The following is a 16,452-nucleotide window of genomic DNA, read 5'->3' as shown; positions in this document are numbered from 1 at the left end:
CCTTCGGCCCCTCCACCCGTCTGGACATCGAGGCCGAGGTCGGCTTCGTGGTGGGAACGCCCTCCCCCATGGGTGTTCCGGTCCCCCTCTCCTCCTTCCGGGACCACGTCTTCGGCCTGTGCCTCCTGAACGACTGGTCGGCGCGGGACGTCCAGGCCTGGGAGTACGTGCCCCTCGGCCCGTTCCTCGGCAAGTCCTTCGCCACGTCCGTCTCGGCGTGGATCACCCCGCTCGACGCCCTGGAGGAGGCCCGCGTGGCTCCGCCCGAGCGGACACACGACCTGCTGCCCTACCTGGACGACACGGCCGAGGAACCCACCGGCTACGACCTCCGCATCTCCGTGGCGATCAACGGCCACGTCGTCTCCGAGCCGCCGTTCTCGACCATGTACTGGACCGCCGCGCAGCAGTTGGCCCACATGACGGTGAACGGCGCGTCCCTGCGCACGGGCGACCTGTACGGCTCCGGAACGGTCAGCGGCCCCTCGGAACGCGAGCGCGGCTCCCTCCTGGAACTCACCTGGAACGGCCGCGACCCCCTCGACCTCCCCGACGGCAAGCGCACCTTCCTGGAGGACGGCGACGAGGTCACCCTCACGGCCTGGGCCCCGGGCCCCCATGGCACGCGCGTGGGACTGGGCGAGGTGAGGGGCCGCGTCGTACCGAACCCTTCCGGGGGTGTGGCCGGTCGGTAGCGTCTGCCGGGTGCTGCCTGTGGGCTGCTGCGGGTTCGTCGTGGCGCACTGCCCCGCGCCCTCAACAGCCCGTCAAGGTCACTGTGGTCGTGAGAGGGGATGCTGAGCCGAGCCGGGCGGCGGTATCTCGGGCAGCACCCGCTCGAAGAACTCCCGGTCCTGCGCGAAGGTGGGCTCCAGTGCCAGGAACTCCTCCACCGTGACCCACCGCGCGTCGCTCACCTCGCCCGGTTGCATGACGACCTCACCCTCACCGTCACCTTCTCCCTCCCCCTGTCTCTCTCCCTCTCCCACGTCCGCTGTCCACCAGTGCAGCAGGAACTGCCGGTCGTCCGTCTCCGACTCCCACACCTTCGCCAGCGGGAACACCTTCAGTCCCACCTCTTCGCGGACCTCCCGGACCAGTGCCTCCGCCTGGCTTTCCCCCGGCTCGACCTTCCCGCTGAGCGGCGCCCAGTAGCCCGACCGCCGGGCTTCCGGGCCGCGCTCTATGACCAGCAAGCGGTCGCCGCGCCGCAGCACGGCAACGACGGCGTCCCGCTGCCCCGGCTTGTCCGGCTGCCCCAACTGGTCCGACTGCCCCGACCGGTCCGGCTGCCCCGACTGATCCGACCGGTCCGCCCGCGCCGGCTCGTCCCGCTGGTCCATCACGCGTCTCCTACGCCCAGTCGTCCGGCCCTGGGTCCGGCTCCGCGTCCGGCCAGTCGAAGGGGTCGTCCGCGCCCACGTCGCCCGCCCCGCCCGCCCCGCGCGCCGAGGCCTTCGAGCCCTCGGAGGCCACCGGCTCCTCCGGAGCCCCGCCCAGGGCGGCGAGCACCGCCAGCACCCCTTCCCCGTACGTCGCCAGCTTCTTCTCCCCGACCCCGCTGATGCCGCCCAGCTGGTCCACCGACGTCGGCCGCGCCGTGGCGATCTCGCGGAGCGTGGCGTCGTGGAAGATGACGTACGCCGGGACGCCCTGCTCGCGCGCCTGCTCGGCACGCCAGGCGCGCAGCGCCTCGAAGACCGGCAGCAGTTCCTCGGGCAGCTCCGCCACCGCGGCCTTCGCCTTGCGCTCGCCCCGGCCGGAGGACGACGAGCCCCCCGAGGCAGCCCCCGAGGCCACCGCCTTCTTCGGCTCCTTCCGAAGCGGCACCTCCCGATCCCTCCGCAGCACGGACCCGCTGTCCTCGGTCAGCACCAGCGTCCCGTACTCGCCCTCCACCGCGAGCAGCCCCTGCGCGAGCAACTGCCGTACGACACCCCGCCATTCGCCCTCGCTCAGCTCCTCGCCGATCCCGAAGACGGACAGCTGGTCGTGGTCGAACTGAATGACCTTGCCGGTCCGCTTCCCCAACAGGATGTCGATGATCTGCACGGCCCCGAACTTCTGCCCGCGCTCCCGCTGCAACCGCACCACCGTGGACAGCAGCTTCTGCGCGGCGACGGTGCCGTCCCAGGTCTCCGGAGGGGTCAGGCACGTGTCGCAGTTGCCGCAGCCTCCAGGCACCGGCTCCTGCCCGAAGTAGGCCAGCAGCTGCCCCCGCCGACACTGGACCGTCTCGCACAGCGCCAGCATGGAGTCCAGGTGGGCGGCGGCCCGGCGGCGGAACGCCTCGTCGCCCTCGCCGGTCTGGATCAGCTTCCGCTGCTGGACGACGTCCTGGAGCCCGTACGCCATCCATGCCGTGGACGGCGACCCGTCACGGCCCGCACGGCCCGTCTCCTGGTAGTACCCCTCCACCGACTTCGGCAGATCGAGGTGCGCGACGAACCGCACGTCCGGCTTGTCGATGCCCATGCCGAAGGCGATGGTCGCCACGACGACCAGGCCCTCCTCACGCAGGAACCGTGCCTGGTGGGCGGCGCGCGTGCCGGCGTCCAGACCGGCGTGGTACGGCACGGCCTCGATGCCGTTCCGGCTCAGGAACTCGGCCGTCTTCTCCACCGAGTTCCGCGACAGGCAGTACACGATCCCCGCGTCGCCCGCGTGCTCCTGCTTGAGGAAGGACAGCAGCTGCTTCTTGGGGTCGGCCTTGGGGATGATCCGGTACTGGATGTTGGGCCGGTCGAAGCTGGCCTCGAAGTGACGGGCCCTCGGCATGACCAGCCGCTCGGTGATCTCCCGGTGCGTGGCGCGCGTGGCCGTCGCGGTCAGCGCGATACGGGGGACGTCCGGCCAGCGCTCGCCCAGCAGCGACAGTGCCAGGTAGTCGGGCCGGAAGTCGTGGCCCCACTGCGACACGCAGTGCGCCTCGTCGATCGCGAACACCGAGATCTTGCCCCGCGACAGCAGGTCCAGAGACGTGTCGAGCCGCAGTCGCTCCGGCGCCAGATACAGCAGGTCCAGCTCGCCGGCCAGGAACTCCGCCTCGACCACGCGCCGCTCGTCGAAGTCCTGCGTGGAGTTGATGAACCCGGCGCGCACGCCCAGCGCCCGCAGCGCGTCCACCTGGTCCTGCATCAGCGCGATCAGCGGGGAGACGACCACGCCCGTACCCGGTCTGACCAGCGCCGGAATCTGGTAGCAGAGTGACTTGCCGCCGCCGGTCGGCATCAGCACGACGGCATCGCCGCCCGCCACCACGTGCTCGATGATCGCTTCCTGCTCACCGCGGAAGGCCTCGTACCCGAAGACCCGGTCCAGCACGGCCAGCGCCTCGCTGTCGGCCGAGCATGCTGCCCCTGCGACCATCCCGTCCACTTCCGCCATCACACCAGTCCCGCCCATCCCACTTGTCACCCGTCCCCCGTGCGTTGTCCGTGTTTCCCCCGCCCTTGCCACGATAGGGGCCCGCACCGACAGCCTCAGAGTTATCCACAGGCTGCACCCCTGGCATCCGGCCTCCTCCGCCCGCATCCGTGACAGACGACGGGACCCGGCCCCCTGAGGAGACCGGGTCCCACGCGTGTCCGCACCGCTCAGCGGAGCGTCACCGCACGAACACTCCCGCCTGTCCCGCCAGGTCCAGGAAGTACTGCGGCGCCACACCGAGCACGAGTGTGACCGCCACGCCCACGCCGATCGCCGTCATGGTCAGCGGTGACGGCACGGCGACCGTCGGCCCCTCGGGGCGCGGCTGGCTGAAGAACATGAGCACGATCACGCGGATGTAGAAGAACGCCGCGATGGCCGACGAGATCACACCGATCACGACGATCGCTCCCGCCCCGCTCTCGGCCGCCGCCTTGAACACGGCGAACTTCCCGGCGAACCCGGAGGTCAGCGGAATGCCCGCGAAGGCCAGCAGGAACACCGCGAACACGGCCGCCACCAGCGGGGATCTGCGTCCGAGCCCGGCCCACTTGGACAGGTGGGTGGCCTCGCCGCCCGCGTCCCGTACGAGGGTGACCACCGCGAAGGCGCCGATCGTCACGAACGAGTACGCGCCCAGGTAGAACAGCACTGACGAGACGCCGTCCGGCGAGGTCGCGATGACACCCGCGAGGATGAATCCCGCGTGCGCGATCGACGAGTACGCCAGCAGCCGCTTGATGTCGGTCTGGGTGATCGCGACGATGGCGCCGCCCAGCATGGTGACGATCGCGACGGCCCACATGACCGGCCGCCAGTCCCAGCGCAGGCCGGGCAGGACGACGTACAGGAGCCTGAGCAGCGCGCCGAAGGCCGCCACCTTCGTCGCCGCCGCCATGAAGCCGGTGACCGGGGTCGGCGCGCCCTGGTAGACGTCCGGCGTCCACATGTGGAACGGCACCGCGCCCACCTTGAACAGCAGGCCCATGACCACCATCGCGCCGCCGACGAGCAGCAGCGCGTCGTTGCCCATGGTGCCCGCGAGCGCCGGGCTGACGTTCTGGACGGTGCCGTCGACGACCTGGGCGATCGTCGCGTAGGACACCGAGCCCGCGTATCCGTACAGCAGCGCGATGCCGAAGAGGGTGAACGCGGAGGCGAAGGCGCCCAGCAGGAAGTACTTGACCGCGGCCTCCTGCGAGATGAGCCGCTTGCGGCGGGCCACGGCGCACAGCAGGTACAGCGGCAGTGAGAAGACCTCGAGGGCGATGAACAGGGTCAGCAGGTCGTTCGCCGCCGGGAAGATCAGCATGCCGCCGATCGCGAAGAGCAGCAGCGGGAACACCTCGGTGGTGGTGAACCCTGCCTTCACCGCGGCCTTCTCGCTGTCGCTGCCCGGCACGGACGCGGCCTGTGCGGCGAACGAGTCGACGCGTTTGCCGTGCGCCGCCGGGTCCAGCCGCCGCTCGGCGAAGGTGAACACGCCGAGCAGTCCGGCCAGCAGGATCGTGCCCTGAAGGAACAGGGCAGGTCCGTCGACGGCGATGGCGCCCATCGCCGCGATGCCGGCCTTCGTGGTGCCGTATCCGCCCGCCGCGAGCCCGACGACCGCCGCGAAGGAGGCGGCGAGTGCGACGATTGCCACGAACACCTGAACGTAGTACCGGGACCTGCGCGGCACGAAGGCCTCGATCAGCACCCCGAGGATCGCCGCCCCGATGACGATCAGGGTGGGCGACAACTGCCCGTACTCGATCTTCGGCGCCTGGATCTTCTCGATCGGATCGGCTGCCATTGTCCACAGGCTGTGGACGGCTGGTGCGCTCACTTGGCCGCCTCCACCTCGGGCTGGGGGTCCTTCTTATGGACGTCGGACATGGTCTGCTTGACCGCCGGGTTGACGATGTCGGTGACCGGCTTCGGGTAGACGCCCAGGAAGATCAGCAACACGACCAGCGGGGCGACCACCACGAGTTCCCGCACCCTGAGGTCGGGCATGTGTGCGACCTCGGCCTTGACCGGGCCCGTCATCGTCCTCTGGTAGAGGACGAGGGTGTAGAGAGCGGCGAGGACGATGCCGAGGGTCGCGATGATCCCGATCACCGGATAGCGCGAGAACGTGCCGACCAGGACCAGGAACTCACTGACGAACGGGGCGAGCCCGGGCAGGGAGAGGGTCGCGAGGCCGCCGATCAGGAACGTGCCGGCGAGCACCGGGGCGACCTTCTGCACGCCCCCGTAGTCGGCGATGAGCCGCGACCCGCGCCGCGAGATCAGGAAGCCCGCCACGAGCATCAGCGCGGCGGTCGAGATCCCGTGGTTGACCATGTAGAGCGTGGCGCCCGACTGGCCCTGGCTGGTCATCGCGAAGATGCCCATGATGATGAAGCCGAAGTGCGAGATCGACGCGTACGCGACCAGGCGCTTGATGTCGCGCTGGCCGACGGCGAGCAGCGCACCGTAGATGATGCTGATGAGGGCGAGGACGAGGATCGCGGGCGTCGCCCACTTGCTCGCCTCCGGGAACAGCTGGAGGCAGAAGCGCAGCATCGCGAACGTGCCCACCTTGTCGACGACCGCCGTGATCAGGACGGCGACCGGGGCGGTGGCCTCGCCCATCGCGTTCGGCAGCCAGGTGTGCAGCGGCCACAGGGGCGCCTTCACCGCGAACGCGAAGAAGAAGCCGAGGAACAGCCACCGCTCCGTGCTGGTCGCCATGTGCAGCGAACCGTTGGCGCGGGCCTCGGCGATCTCCGTGAGCGAGAAGTTCCCGGCGACCACGTACAGGCCGATGACCGCGGCCAGCATGATGAGGCCGCCGACCAGGTTGTAGAGGAGGAATTTCACGGCCGCGTACGACCGTTGCGTCGCGGCCGTCTCCTCTCCGTGCTCATGGGCACGGTCCCCGAAGCCACCGATGAGGAAGTACATCGGGATGAGCATGGCTTCGAAGAAGATGTAGAAGAGGAAGACGTCGGTGGCCTCGAAGGAGATGATCACCATCGCCTCGACGGCCAGGATCAGGGCGAAGAAGCCCTGCGTCGGCCGCCACCGCTTGCTGCCCGTCTCCAGCGGGTCGGCGTCGTGCCAGCCCGCCAGGATGATGAACGGGATCAGCACGGCCGTGAGCGCGATCAGCGCCACCGCGATGCCGTCCACGCCCAGCTCGTACCGCACCCCGAACTCCGGGATCCAGGCGTGGGATTCGGTGAGTTGGTAGCGGGCGCCGCCCGGGTCGAAACGCATGAGCACGGTCACGGCGAGCGCGAGCGTGCCCAGCGAGACGATCAGCGCCAGCCATTTGGCGGCGGTGCGCTTGGCGGCCGGTACGGCGGCCGTGGCGATCGCCCCTAGGGCCGGGAGCACCGCCGTCGCTGTCAGCAGAGGAAAGGACATCGGTATCAGACCGCCCTCATCAGCAGGGTCGCGGCGATGAGGACCGCCGCACCGCCGAACATCGAGACCGCGTACGACCGCGCGAAGCCGTTCTGCAGCTTGCGCAGCCGTCCGGAGAGGCCGCCCATCGTGGCTGCCGTGCCGTTGACGACGCCGTCGACCAGCGTGTGGTCGACGTACACCAGGGAGCGCGTGAGGTGTTCGCCGCCGCGGACCAGGACGACATGGTTGAAGTCGTCCTGGAGGAGGTCGCGCCGGGCGGCCCGGGTGAGCAGCGATCCGCGCGGGGCGACGACCGGGACGGGGCGGCGCCCGTACTGGGCGTAGGCGAAGCCGACGCCGACGACCATCACGGCCACCGTGGAGAGCGTGACCGTCAGCGCGCTGACCGGCGGGTGGCCGTGCTCGAAGCCGGTGACGGGCTCCAGCCACTTCACGAACCGCTCGCCGATGCCGAAGAACGCGCCCGCGAAGACCGAGCCGACGGCCAGCACGATCATGGGGATCGTCATGACCTTGGGCGACTCGTGCGGGTGCGGCTCGTTGCCGTGCTCGTCGGGCTGCCAGCGCTTCTCGCCGAAGAACGTCATCAGCATCACGCGCGTCATGTAGAACGCCGTGATGGCCGCGCCCAGCAGGGCCGCGCCGCCGAGGATCCAGCCCTCGGCGCCGCCCTTGGCGAACGCCGCCTCGATGATCTTGTCCTTGGAGAAGAAGCCGGACAGACCGGGGAAGCCGATGATCGCGAGGTAGCCGAGGCCGAACGTCACGAAGGTGATCGGCATGTACTTCCGCAGGCCGCCGTACTTCCTCATGTCGACCTCGTCGTTCATGCCGTGCATGACCGATCCGGCGCCGAGGAACAGCCCGGCCTTGAAGAAGCCGTGCGTCACCAGGTGCATGATCGCGAAGGCGTAGCCGATGGGACCGAGGCCCGCGGCCAGCACCATGTAGCCGATCTGCGACATGGTCGACCCGGCGAGGGCCTTCTTGATGTCGTCCTTCGCGCAACCGACGATCGCACCGAAGAGGAGCGTGACCGCGCCGACCACGGTGACGGCCAGCTGAGCGTCGGGCGCCGCGTTGAAGATGTCCCCGGAGCGGACGATCAGGTAGACGCCCGCGGTCACCATGGTCGCGGCGTGGATGAGGGCCGAGACCGGGGTCGGGCCCTCCATCGCGTCCCCGAGCCAGGACTGCAGCGGCACCTGGGCGGACTTGCCGCAGGCGGCGAGCAGCAGCATCAGGCCGATGGCGGTGAGTTTGCCCTCGCCGGCGTCACCGGTGGACTGAAGGACCGGCCCGAAGGCGAAGGTCCCGAAGGTGGTGAACATCAGCATGATGGCGATGGACAGCCCCATGTCGCCGACGCGGTTGACCAGGAAGGCCTTCTTCGCGGCGGTCGCGGCGCTGGGCTTGTGCTGCCAGAAGCCGATCAGCAGGTACGAGGCGAGACCGACGCCCTCCCAGCCGACGTACAGCAGCAGGTAGTTGTCGGCGACGACGAGCAGCAGCATCGCCGCGAGGAACAGGTTCAGATAGCCGAAGAAGCGGCGTCGGCGCTCGTCGTGCTCCATGTACCCGATCGAGTACACATGGATGAGGGAGCCGACTCCGGTGATGAGCAGGACGAACGTCATCGACAGCTGGTCGAGCTGGAAGCCGACGTTCGCCTGGAAACCCTCGACCGGGATCCAGCTGAACAGATGCTGCATCAAGGTCCGGTGTTCGGGGCTCTTGCCCAGCATGTCGGCGAAGAGGACGACGCCGAGCACGAAGGAGGCGGCCGCGAAAGCCGTGCCGATCCAGTGGCCGACGGCGTCGAGGCGCCGGCCGCCACACAAGAGGACGGCCGCTCCGAGCAGGGGCGCCGCCACCAGCAGCGCAATCAGGTTCTCCACGATTCTTCCGACCCCTTACAGCTTCATCAGGCTGGCGTCGTCGACCGAGGCCGAGTGGCGGGCACGGAACACCGACACGATGATCGCGAGTCCGACCACGACCTCCGCCGCGGCGACGACCATCGTGAAGAAGGCGATGATCTGGCCGTCGAGGTTGCCGTGCATCCGGGCGAAGGCGACGAACGCGAGGTTGCAGGCGTTGAGCATCAGCTCCACGCACATGAACACCACGATCGCGTTCCGCCTGATGAGCACGCCGGTGGCGCCGATCGTGAACAACAGGGCCGCGAGATACAGGTAGTTGACGGGATTCACTTCGAGGCCTCCCCGCTGTTCGAGCCTCCGCTGTTCGAGCGCTCCAGCCGGTCCTCGGCGCGCTGCTCCAGTGCCTTGAGATCACTGAGCGCCTCGGTCGACACGTCACGGACCTGACCGCGGTCCCGCAGCGTCTTGCTGACGGTGAGCTCGGACGGGGTGCCGTCCGGGAGGAGGCCGGCGATGTCCACCGCGTTGTGCCGTGCGTACACACCGGGCGCCGGCAGCGGCGGTACGTGCTTGCCCTCGCGGACGCGCTGCTCGGCCAGCTCGCGCTGGGTCTTGGCGCGCTCGGTGCGCTCGCGGTGGGTGAGCACCATGGCGCCCACCGTGGCCGTGATGAGCAGGGCGCCGGTGAGTTCGAAGGCGAACACGTACTTCGTGAAGATGAGAGTGGCGAGGCCCTCCACGTTGCCGTTCGCGTTCGCCCGGCCCAGGCCGTTGAACTCCTTCAGCGAGGCGTTGCCGATGCCCCCGATCAGCAGGGTGCCGAAGCCGAGGCCACAGAGAAGAGCCAGCCAGCGCTGGCCCTTGATGGTCTCTTTCAAGGAGTCCGCCGCCGTGACGCCGACAAGCATCACCACGAACAGGAACAGCATCATGATCGCGCCGGTGTAGACGACGATCTGCACGATGCCCAGGAAGTAGGCGCCGTTGGCGAGGTAGAACACCGCCAGGACGATCATGGTGCCGGCGAGGCAGAGCGCACTGTGCACGGCCTTCTTCATGAAGACGGTGCACAGGGCGCCGATCACGGCGATCGTGCCGAGCACCCAGAACTGGAACGCCTCACCGGTGGAGGTGGTGTAGGCGGCGAGCTGTGCGGTCATGCGTCAGCCCCCTCTTCCTGGGGCTTTTCTCCCTTGGAGACAGCGACCTGAGGCTCCGTCCCGGGCGCGGCCTCGGTGACGAGTCCCCGGTAGTAGTCCTGCTCGTCCATGCCGGGGTAGATCGCGTGCGGCGTGTCGACCATGCCCTCTTCGAGGCCGGCGAGCAGTTGCTCCTTGGTGTAGATGAGGTTGGCGCGGCTGGAGTCGGCCAGCTCGAACTCGTTGGTCATCGTCAGCGCGCGCGTGGGGCACGCCTCGATGCACAGGCCGCACAGGATGCAGCGGGCGTAGTTGATCTGGTAGACGCGGCCGTACCGCTCGCCCGGCGAGTAGCGCTCCTCGTCCGTGTTGTCCGCGCCCTCCACGTAGATCGCGTCGGCGGGACAGGCCCAGGCGCACAGCTCGCAGCCGATGCACTTCTCCAGGCCGTCCGGATGGCGGTTGAGCTGGTGCCGGCCGTGGAACCGCGGTGCGGTGGTCTTCTGCTGCTCCGGGTACTGCTCGGTCAGCCGCTTCTTGAACATGGCCTTGAAGGTCACGCCGAAGCCGGCGACGGGGTTCTGGAAACCCGGCTTGGTCTCCTTCGGCTCATCAGCCATCGGACGCCTCCCTTCCACTCGAAGATCCGTCACTGTCAGTATCGGACCCGCCACTGACAATCAGCTCCCGCTCACGGCGCGGGCGCCTGCGCGGCACCGGCGGCAGGGTCTGACCGGGCAGGGGCGGTACGGGGAATCCGCCGGCCATGGGGTCGAACGCGGCGGGTTCGGCGGGCTTGTCCTGCGCCTCCTGGCGGTTGCGGAACATGTCCGCGACGAACGAGAGCAGCAGCAGGACGAGGACGGCTCCGCCGACGTACAGCGCGATCTCGGAGAATGCGTAGTTCTCGTTGCGCAGGGTCCGCACGGTCGCCACCAGCATCAGCCAGACCACGGAGACCGGGATGAGGACCTTCCAGCCCAGCTTCATCAGCTGGTCGTAGCGGACGCGCGGGAGCGTGCCGCGCAGCCAGATGAAGAAGAACAGCAGCAGCTGCACCTTCACCACGAACCAGAGCATGGGCCACCAGCCGTGGTTGGCACCCTCCCAGAAGGTGCTGATCGGCCACGGTGCCCGCCAGCCGCCGAGGAAGAGCGTCACGGACACGGCCGAGACGGTCACCATGTTCACGTACTCGGCGAGCATGAACATCGCGAACTTGATGGACGAGTACTCGGTGTTGAAGCCGCCGACCAGGTCGCCCTCGGACTCCGGCATGTCGAAGGGGGCGCGGTTGGTCTCGCCGACCATGGTCACGATGTAGATCAGGAACGAGACCGGCAGCAGGATGACGAACCAGCGGTCCTGCTGGGCCTCGACGATCGCCGACGTCGACATCGACCCCGAGTAGAGGAACACGGAGGCGAAGGCGGCGCCCATGGCGATCTCGTACGAGATCATCTGCGCGCACGAGCGCAGGCCGCCGAGCAGGGGGTACGTGGATCCGGAGCTCCAGCCCGCCAGCACGATCCCGTAGATGCCCACCGAGGCGACCGCGAGGATGTAGAGCATCGCGATCGGCAGGTCCGTGAGCTGCATCGTGGTGCGCTGGCCGAAGATCGAGACCTCGTTGCCGGCCGGCCCGAAGGGGATCACCGCGATCGCCATGAAGGCCGGGATGGCCGCGACGATCGGCGCGAGGACGTACACCACCTTGTCCGCGCGTTTGACGATGACGTCTTCCTTGAGCATCAGCTTGATGCCGTCGGCGAGCGACTGGAGCATGCCCCAGGGGCCGTGCCGGTTGGGGCCGATGCGCAGCTGCATCCAGGCGACGACCTTGCGCTCCCACACGATGGAGAAGAGCACGGTCACCATCAGGAAGGCGAAGCAGAACACCGCCTTGATGACGACCAGCCACCACGGGTCGCGGCCGAACATGGAGAGGTCCTCCGCGGCGAGGTACGCCGTCACGCCTCCACCTCCTTCGAGTCCTCGGGGGCGAGGGTCGCCGGGCCGATGCGGACGAGTGCGCCGGGCAGCGCCCCGGTGTCGGAGGCGACGCCTGTTCCGGCGGAGTTCAGCGGGAGCCAGACCACGCGGTCGGGCATCTCGGTGATCTGCAGCGGGAGTTCCACGGCCCCGGCGGGGCCGCTGACCGCGAGGAGGTCACCGTCCTTGACGCCCGCCTCGGCGGCCGTGGCGGCCGACACGCGCGCGCGTGCGGCGTGCCGCGTTCCGGCGAGTGCCGCGTCGCCGTCCTGGAGGCGGCCCTGGTCGAGCAGCAGCCGGTGTCCGGCCAGGACGGCCTCTCCGGCGGCCGGCCGCGGCAGCTGGCCGCCGATCGCCAGCGGGTCGCTCGCCTGCGGCCCGTCCCACGCGCCGAGGCGGTCGATCTCCGCGCGCGTGGTGCGCAGATCGGGCAGACCCAGGTGGACGTCCATGGCGTCGGCCAGCATCTGGAGCACACGCCCGTCGGTAGGTGCCAGGCGGCGGGTCATCTGGTCGGGCTTGAGGGCGGCCTCGAAGGGGCGTACCCGGCCCTCCCAGTTGACGAAGCTGCCCGCCTTCTCGGCGACGGCGGCGACGGGGAAGACCACGTCCGCGCGCTCGGTGACCTCGCTGGGCCGCAGTTCCAGCGACACCAGGAAGCCGACTCCGGCAAGCGCCTCGCGCGCGCGTGCCGGGTCGGGAAGGTCGGCGACCTCCACGCCCGCCACCACCAGCGCGCCCAGCTCGCCGCTCGCTGCGGCCTCGACGATCTGGCCGGTGTCGCGGCCGTGGCGAAGCGGGAGTTCGGCGACGCCCCAGGCGGAGGCGACCTCGACCCTCGCGCGTGAGTCGGTGGCCGGGCGCCCGCCCGGCAGCAGCGACGGCACCGCGCCGGCCTCGATCGCGCCGCGCTCCCCGGCCCGGCGCGGAATCCACACCAGCCCGGCTCCGGTCGCGGTCGCGGCCCGTACGGCGGCGGTGAGCCCTCCGGCCACCGCGGCCAGCCGCTCACCGACGACGATCACCGCGCCCTCGGTGCGCAGCGCCTCGGCGGCCTTCGCCCCGTCCTCCTCCAGACCGACCCGGCCCGCGAGGGCGTCCAGCCACTCGGTCTCGGTGCCGGGCGCGGCCGGCAGCAGCGTGCCGCCGGCCTTCTCCAGGCCCCGGGTCCCGTACGTGGCCAGCGAGAACACCTTCTGTCCGTGCCCCCGCCAGGCCTTGCGCAGCCGCAGGAAGACGCCGGGCGCCTCCTCCTCGGCCTCGAACCCGACGAGCAGCACCGCGGGCGCCTTCTCCAGCGAGGCGTACGTGACGCCCGTACCGTCGAGGTCGTGTCCGCGTCCCGCCACCCGGGCGGCCAGGAAGTCGGCCTCCTCGCCGCTGTGCACGCGCGCGCGGAAGTCGATGTCGTTCGTGTCGAGCGCCACGCGCGCGAACTTGCTGTACGCGTACGCGTCCTCGACGGTCAGACGGCCGCCGGTCAGGACACCGGCACGGCCGCGCGCGGCCGACAGCCCCTGGGCCGCGGCCGCGAGGGCCTCCGGCCAGGAAGCGGGCTCCAGCTCACCCGACTCGCCGCGCACGAGCGGCGTCGTCAGCCGGTCCGGCCGCTGCGCGTACCGGAACGCGAACCGCCCCTTGTCGCAGATCCACTCCTCGTTGACCTCGGGGTCCTGTGCGGCGAGCCGCCGCATGACCTTGCCGCGCCGGTGGTCCGTACGCGTCGCGCAGCCGCCGGAGCAGTGCTCGCACATGGACGGCGAGGAGACCAGGTCGAAGGGGCGGGAGCGGAAGCGGTAGGCCGCCGAGGTCAGCGCGCCCACCGGGCAGATCTGGATGGTGTTCCCGGAGAAGTACGACTCGAAGGGGTCGCCCTCACCGGTACCGACCTGCTGGAGCGCGCCCCGCTCGAGCAGCTCGATCATCGGGTCGCCCGCGATCTGGTTGGAGAACCGGGTGCAGCGGGCGCACAGCACGCACCGCTCACGGTCGAGCAGCACCTGTGTGGAGATCGGCACGGGCTTCTCGAAGGTGCGCTTCTTTCCTTCGAAGCGGGACTCGGCGTGGCCGTGCGACATGGCCTGGTTCTGCAGGGGGCACTCGCCGCCCTTGTCGCAGACGGGGCAGTCCAGCGGGTGGTTGATGAGCAGGAGCTCCATCACACCCTTCTGGGCCTTCTCGGCGACGGGCGAGGTGAGGTGGGTCTTGACGACCATCCCGTCGGTGCAGGTGATCGTGCAGGACGCCATGGGCTTGCGCTGGCCCTCGACCTCGACGATGCACTGGCGGCAGGCGCCGGCCGGGTCGAGGAGAGGGTGGTCGCAGAACCGTGGGATCTCGATGCCGAGTTGCTCGGCGGCCCGGATGACCAGGGTGCCCTTGGGCACGCTGATCTCGACGCCGTCGATCGTCAGCGAGACGAGGTCCTCCGGCGGGACCGCCGCTTCTCCGCCCCCGGACGGAGCGCTGGTGGTCACCGTCATGCGTTCACCTCCGTGCGCTTGTCGGCCCAGGCCGTGGACTTGGCCGGGTCGAAGGGGCAGCCCCGGCCCGTGATGTGCTCCTCGTACTCCTCGCGGAAGTACTTGAGGGAGGAGAAGATCGGCGAGGCGGCGCCGTCGCCGAGGGCGCAGAAGGACTTGCCGTTGATGTTGTCGGCGATGTCGTTCAGCTTGTCGAGGTCGGACATGATGCCCTTGCCGGCCTCGATGTCGCGCAGCAACTGCACGAGCCAGTAAGTCCCTTCACGGCAGGGTGTGCACTTGCCGCAGGACTCGTGGGCGTAGAACTCGGTCCAGCGGGTGACGGCCCGTACGACGCAGGTGGTCTCGTCGAAGCACTGCAATGCCTTGGTGCCGAGCATGGACCCGGCGGCGCCGACGCCCTCGTAGTCGAGGGGCACGTCGAGGTGCTCGTCGGTGAACATCGGCGTGGAGGAGCCGCCCGGCGTCCAGAACTTCAGCCGGTGCCCGGGCCGCATGCCGCCGCTCATGTCGAGGAGCTGGCGGAGAGTGATGCCGAGCGGGGCCTCGTACTGACCGGGGCGGGCGACGTGGCCGCTGAGCGAGTAGAGCGTGAAGCCCGGTGACTTCTCGCTGCCCATCGACCTGAACCAGTCCTTGCCGTTTTTCAGAATCGCGGGAACCGAGGCGATCGACTCGACGTTGTTCACAACAGTCGGGCACGCATAGAGGCCCGCGACAGCAGGAAAGGGGGGACGGAGCCGCGGTTGACCACGGCGGCCTTCGAGCGAGTCCAGCAGTGCGGTCTCCTCACCGCAGATGTACGCGCCCGCGCCCGCGTGCACGGTGATGTCGAGGTCGAGTCCGCTGCCCAGGATGTTCTTGCCGAGGTAGCCCGCCGCGTAGGCCTCTCGCACGGCCTCGTGCAACCGCCGCAGAACGGGGACGACTTCACCACGCAGATAGATGAAGGCATGCGACGACCTGATGGCATAACACGCGATGACCATGCCCTCGATGAGGCTATGCGGGTTCGCGAAGAGGAGCGGAATGTCCTTGCACGTTCCGGGCTCCGATTCGTCGGCGTTGACAACTAGATAGTGCGGTTTTCCATCACCCTGCGGAATGAACTGCCATTTCATTCCCGTCGGGAATCCCGCGCCTCCACGCCCGCGCAGCCCGGAGTCCTTGACGTAAGCGATCACGTCGTCCGGTGACATGGCGAGCGCCTTGCGGAGCCCCTCGTACCCTTCGTGCCTTCGGTAGACATCCAGCGTCCAGGACTTGTCCTCGTCCCAGAAGGACGACAGCACGGGTGCGAGCAGCTTCTCCGGGCTGTGGTCCTTGATCTCGGCTGCCAACGTCATCACTCCCCCTCCTCGGCGTCAGGACCCGCCGGGCGGGCGGGGTCGGTGGCCGATGTGTCCTGCGGCTCGTCGTGGGGTCCGCCGTCCCGCGGATGCACCACGCGCGCGCCGGCCTCGCCCTTGGCCAGGCGGAGGCCGATCAGGGAGGCGGGTCCCGCGCTGCCGCTCGCCTCGACGGCTCCGTCCCGCTCGTCGGGGAACCCCGCCAGGATCCGGGCGGTCTCCTTGAACGTGCACAGGGGGGCGCCTCGGGTCGGCTCGACCTGCGCTCCCGCACGCAGGTCGTCGACGAGCTGCCTCGCGCTGTCCACGGTCTGGTTGTCGAAGAACTCCCAGTTGACCATCACGACCGGTGCGAAGTCACAGGCCGCGTTGCACTCGATGTGCTCCAGGGTGACCTTGCCGTCGTCGGTGGTCTCGCCGTTGCCGACGCCCAGGTGGTCCTGGAGCGCCTCGAAGATGGCGTCGCCGCCCATCACCGCGCACAGGGTGTTGGTGCAGACGCCCACCTGGTAGTCACCGGAGGGCTTGCGCCGGTACATGGTGTAGAAGGTGGCGACCGCGGTGACCTCGGCCGTGGTCAGGCCGAGCACCTCGGCGCAGAACTGCATGCCGGTGCGGGTGACGTGGCCCTCCTCCGCCTGCACGAGGTGCAGCAACGGCAGCAGGGCCGAGCGGGAGTCCGGGTAGCGGGCGACGACCTCCGCCGCGTCCCGCTCCAGCCGGGCCCGGACGTCGTCCGGGTAGTCGGGCGGGGGCAGTTGGGGCATGCCCAGGCTGA

At 69.5% G+C, this 16,452-nt stretch carries 13 protein-coding genes; 1 reads left to right on the top strand and 12 read right to left on the bottom strand.

The window, feature by feature from the left end; genetic code table 11:
- A partial coding sequence (locus FPZ41_RS26935; protein WP_194236228.1) for a fumarylacetoacetate hydrolase family protein occupies window positions 1–695 on the top strand: 695 nt, incomplete at its 5' end.
- Between the two features lie 78 nt (window positions 696–773).
- Here FPZ41_RS26935 and FPZ41_RS26930 read toward each other — a convergent pair.
- From FPZ41_RS26930 to nuoE, 12 genes are all read right to left on the bottom strand, one after another.
- The gene (locus tag FPZ41_RS26930; protein WP_152866256.1) at window positions 774–1,343 is read right to left on the bottom strand and encodes an NUDIX hydrolase; all 570 of its coding nucleotides are present in this window, start codon (window positions 1,341–1,343) and stop codon (window positions 774–776) included.
- A gap of 10 nt (window positions 1,344–1,353) precedes the next feature.
- A complete protein-coding gene (recQ, locus tag FPZ41_RS26925; protein WP_228022998.1) occupies window positions 1,354–3,387 on the bottom strand; it encodes a DNA helicase RecQ in 2,034 nt (677 codons plus the stop codon).
- Window positions 3,388–3,607: 220 nt separating this feature from the next.
- Entirely contained in the window at window positions 3,608–5,257 is a 1,650-nt protein-coding gene (gene nuoN, locus FPZ41_RS26920; RefSeq protein WP_322620778.1) for an NADH-quinone oxidoreductase subunit NuoN, read from the bottom strand.
- Entirely contained in the window at window positions 5,254–6,825 is a 1,572-nt protein-coding gene (locus FPZ41_RS26915) for an NADH-quinone oxidoreductase subunit M (RefSeq protein WP_152866253.1), read from the bottom strand. Before FPZ41_RS26915 ends, nuoN begins: the two co-directional genes overlap by 4 nt.
- 5 nt (window positions 6,826–6,830) lie before the next feature.
- Window positions 6,831–8,726 (bottom strand): NADH-quinone oxidoreductase subunit L, encoded by a 1,896-nt coding sequence (gene nuoL / locus FPZ41_RS26910; RefSeq protein ID WP_322620777.1) that lies wholly within the window; start codon window positions 8,724–8,726, stop codon window positions 6,831–6,833.
- Between the two features lie 15 nt (window positions 8,727–8,741).
- On the bottom strand, window positions 8,742–9,041 hold the full coding sequence (nuoK, locus tag FPZ41_RS26905) for an NADH-quinone oxidoreductase subunit NuoK (RefSeq protein ID WP_131564991.1): 300 nt from the start codon (window positions 9,039–9,041) through the stop codon (window positions 8,742–8,744).
- A complete protein-coding gene (locus FPZ41_RS26900; protein WP_152866252.1) occupies window positions 9,038–9,871 on the bottom strand; it encodes an NADH-quinone oxidoreductase subunit J in 834 nt (277 codons plus the stop codon). Before FPZ41_RS26900 ends, nuoK begins: the two co-directional genes overlap by 4 nt.
- A complete protein-coding gene (gene nuoI / locus FPZ41_RS26895; RefSeq protein WP_152866251.1) occupies window positions 9,868–10,470 on the bottom strand; it encodes an NADH-quinone oxidoreductase subunit NuoI in 603 nt (200 codons plus the stop codon). Before nuoI ends, FPZ41_RS26900 begins: the two co-directional genes overlap by 4 nt.
- Window positions 10,463–11,824, bottom strand: coding sequence for an NADH-quinone oxidoreductase subunit NuoH (gene nuoH / locus FPZ41_RS26890; RefSeq protein WP_322620776.1), 1,362 nt, complete (start codon window positions 11,822–11,824; stop codon window positions 10,463–10,465). Before nuoH ends, nuoI begins: the two co-directional genes overlap by 8 nt.
- Window positions 11,821–14,325 carry an NADH-quinone oxidoreductase subunit G gene (locus FPZ41_RS26885; protein ID WP_152866250.1) on the bottom strand — a complete coding sequence of 835 codons (2,505 nt, stop codon included), beginning with the start codon at window positions 14,323–14,325 and terminating at the stop codon, window positions 11,821–11,823. The genes nuoH and FPZ41_RS26885 overlap by 4 nt, the downstream gene beginning before the upstream one ends.
- On the bottom strand, window positions 14,322–15,674 hold the full coding sequence (gene nuoF, locus FPZ41_RS26880) for an NADH-quinone oxidoreductase subunit NuoF (protein WP_322620775.1): 1,353 nt from the start codon (window positions 15,672–15,674) through the stop codon (window positions 14,322–14,324). The genes FPZ41_RS26885 and nuoF overlap by 4 nt, the downstream gene beginning before the upstream one ends.
- Window positions 15,671–16,441 carry an NADH-quinone oxidoreductase subunit NuoE gene (gene nuoE, locus FPZ41_RS26875; RefSeq protein WP_131565025.1) on the bottom strand — a complete coding sequence of 257 codons (771 nt, stop codon included), beginning with the start codon at window positions 16,439–16,441 and terminating at the stop codon, window positions 15,671–15,673. Before nuoE ends, nuoF begins: the two co-directional genes overlap by 4 nt.
- Window positions 16,442–16,452 lie beyond the last annotated feature (11 nt).

Source organism: Streptomyces acidicola, from assembly GCF_009377235.1.
Lineage (GTDB): Bacteria > Actinomycetota > Actinomycetes > Streptomycetales > Streptomycetaceae > Streptomyces > Streptomyces acidicola.
Note: the sequence above shows the minus strand (reverse complement) of the source record. Positions and strands in the feature narration are given on the sequence as shown.

Coding starts and splice junctions, on each gene's coding strand:
- FPZ41_RS26930 (WP_152866256.1), bottom strand. CDS start 1,343: ATGGACCAGCGGGACGAGCCGGCGCGGGCGGACCGGTCGGATCAGTCG.
- recQ (WP_228022998.1), bottom strand. CDS start 3,387: ATGGCGGAAGTGGACGGGATGGTCGCAGGGGCAGCATGCTCGGCCGAC.
- FPZ41_RS26915 (WP_152866253.1), bottom strand. CDS start 6,825: ATGTCCTTTCCTCTGCTGACAGCGACGGCGGTGCTCCCGGCCCTAGGG.
- FPZ41_RS26900 (WP_152866252.1), bottom strand. CDS start 9,871: ATGACCGCACAGCTCGCCGCCTACACCACCTCCACCGGTGAGGCGTTC.
- nuoI (WP_152866251.1), bottom strand. CDS start 10,470: ATGGCTGATGAGCCGAAGGAGACCAAGCCGGGTTTCCAGAACCCCGTC.
- FPZ41_RS26885 (WP_152866250.1), bottom strand. CDS start 14,325: ATGACGGTGACCACCAGCGCTCCGTCCGGGGGCGGAGAAGCGGCGGTC.
- nuoE (WP_131565025.1), bottom strand. CDS start 16,441: ATGCCCCAACTGCCCCCGCCCGACTACCCGGACGACGTCCGGGCCCGG.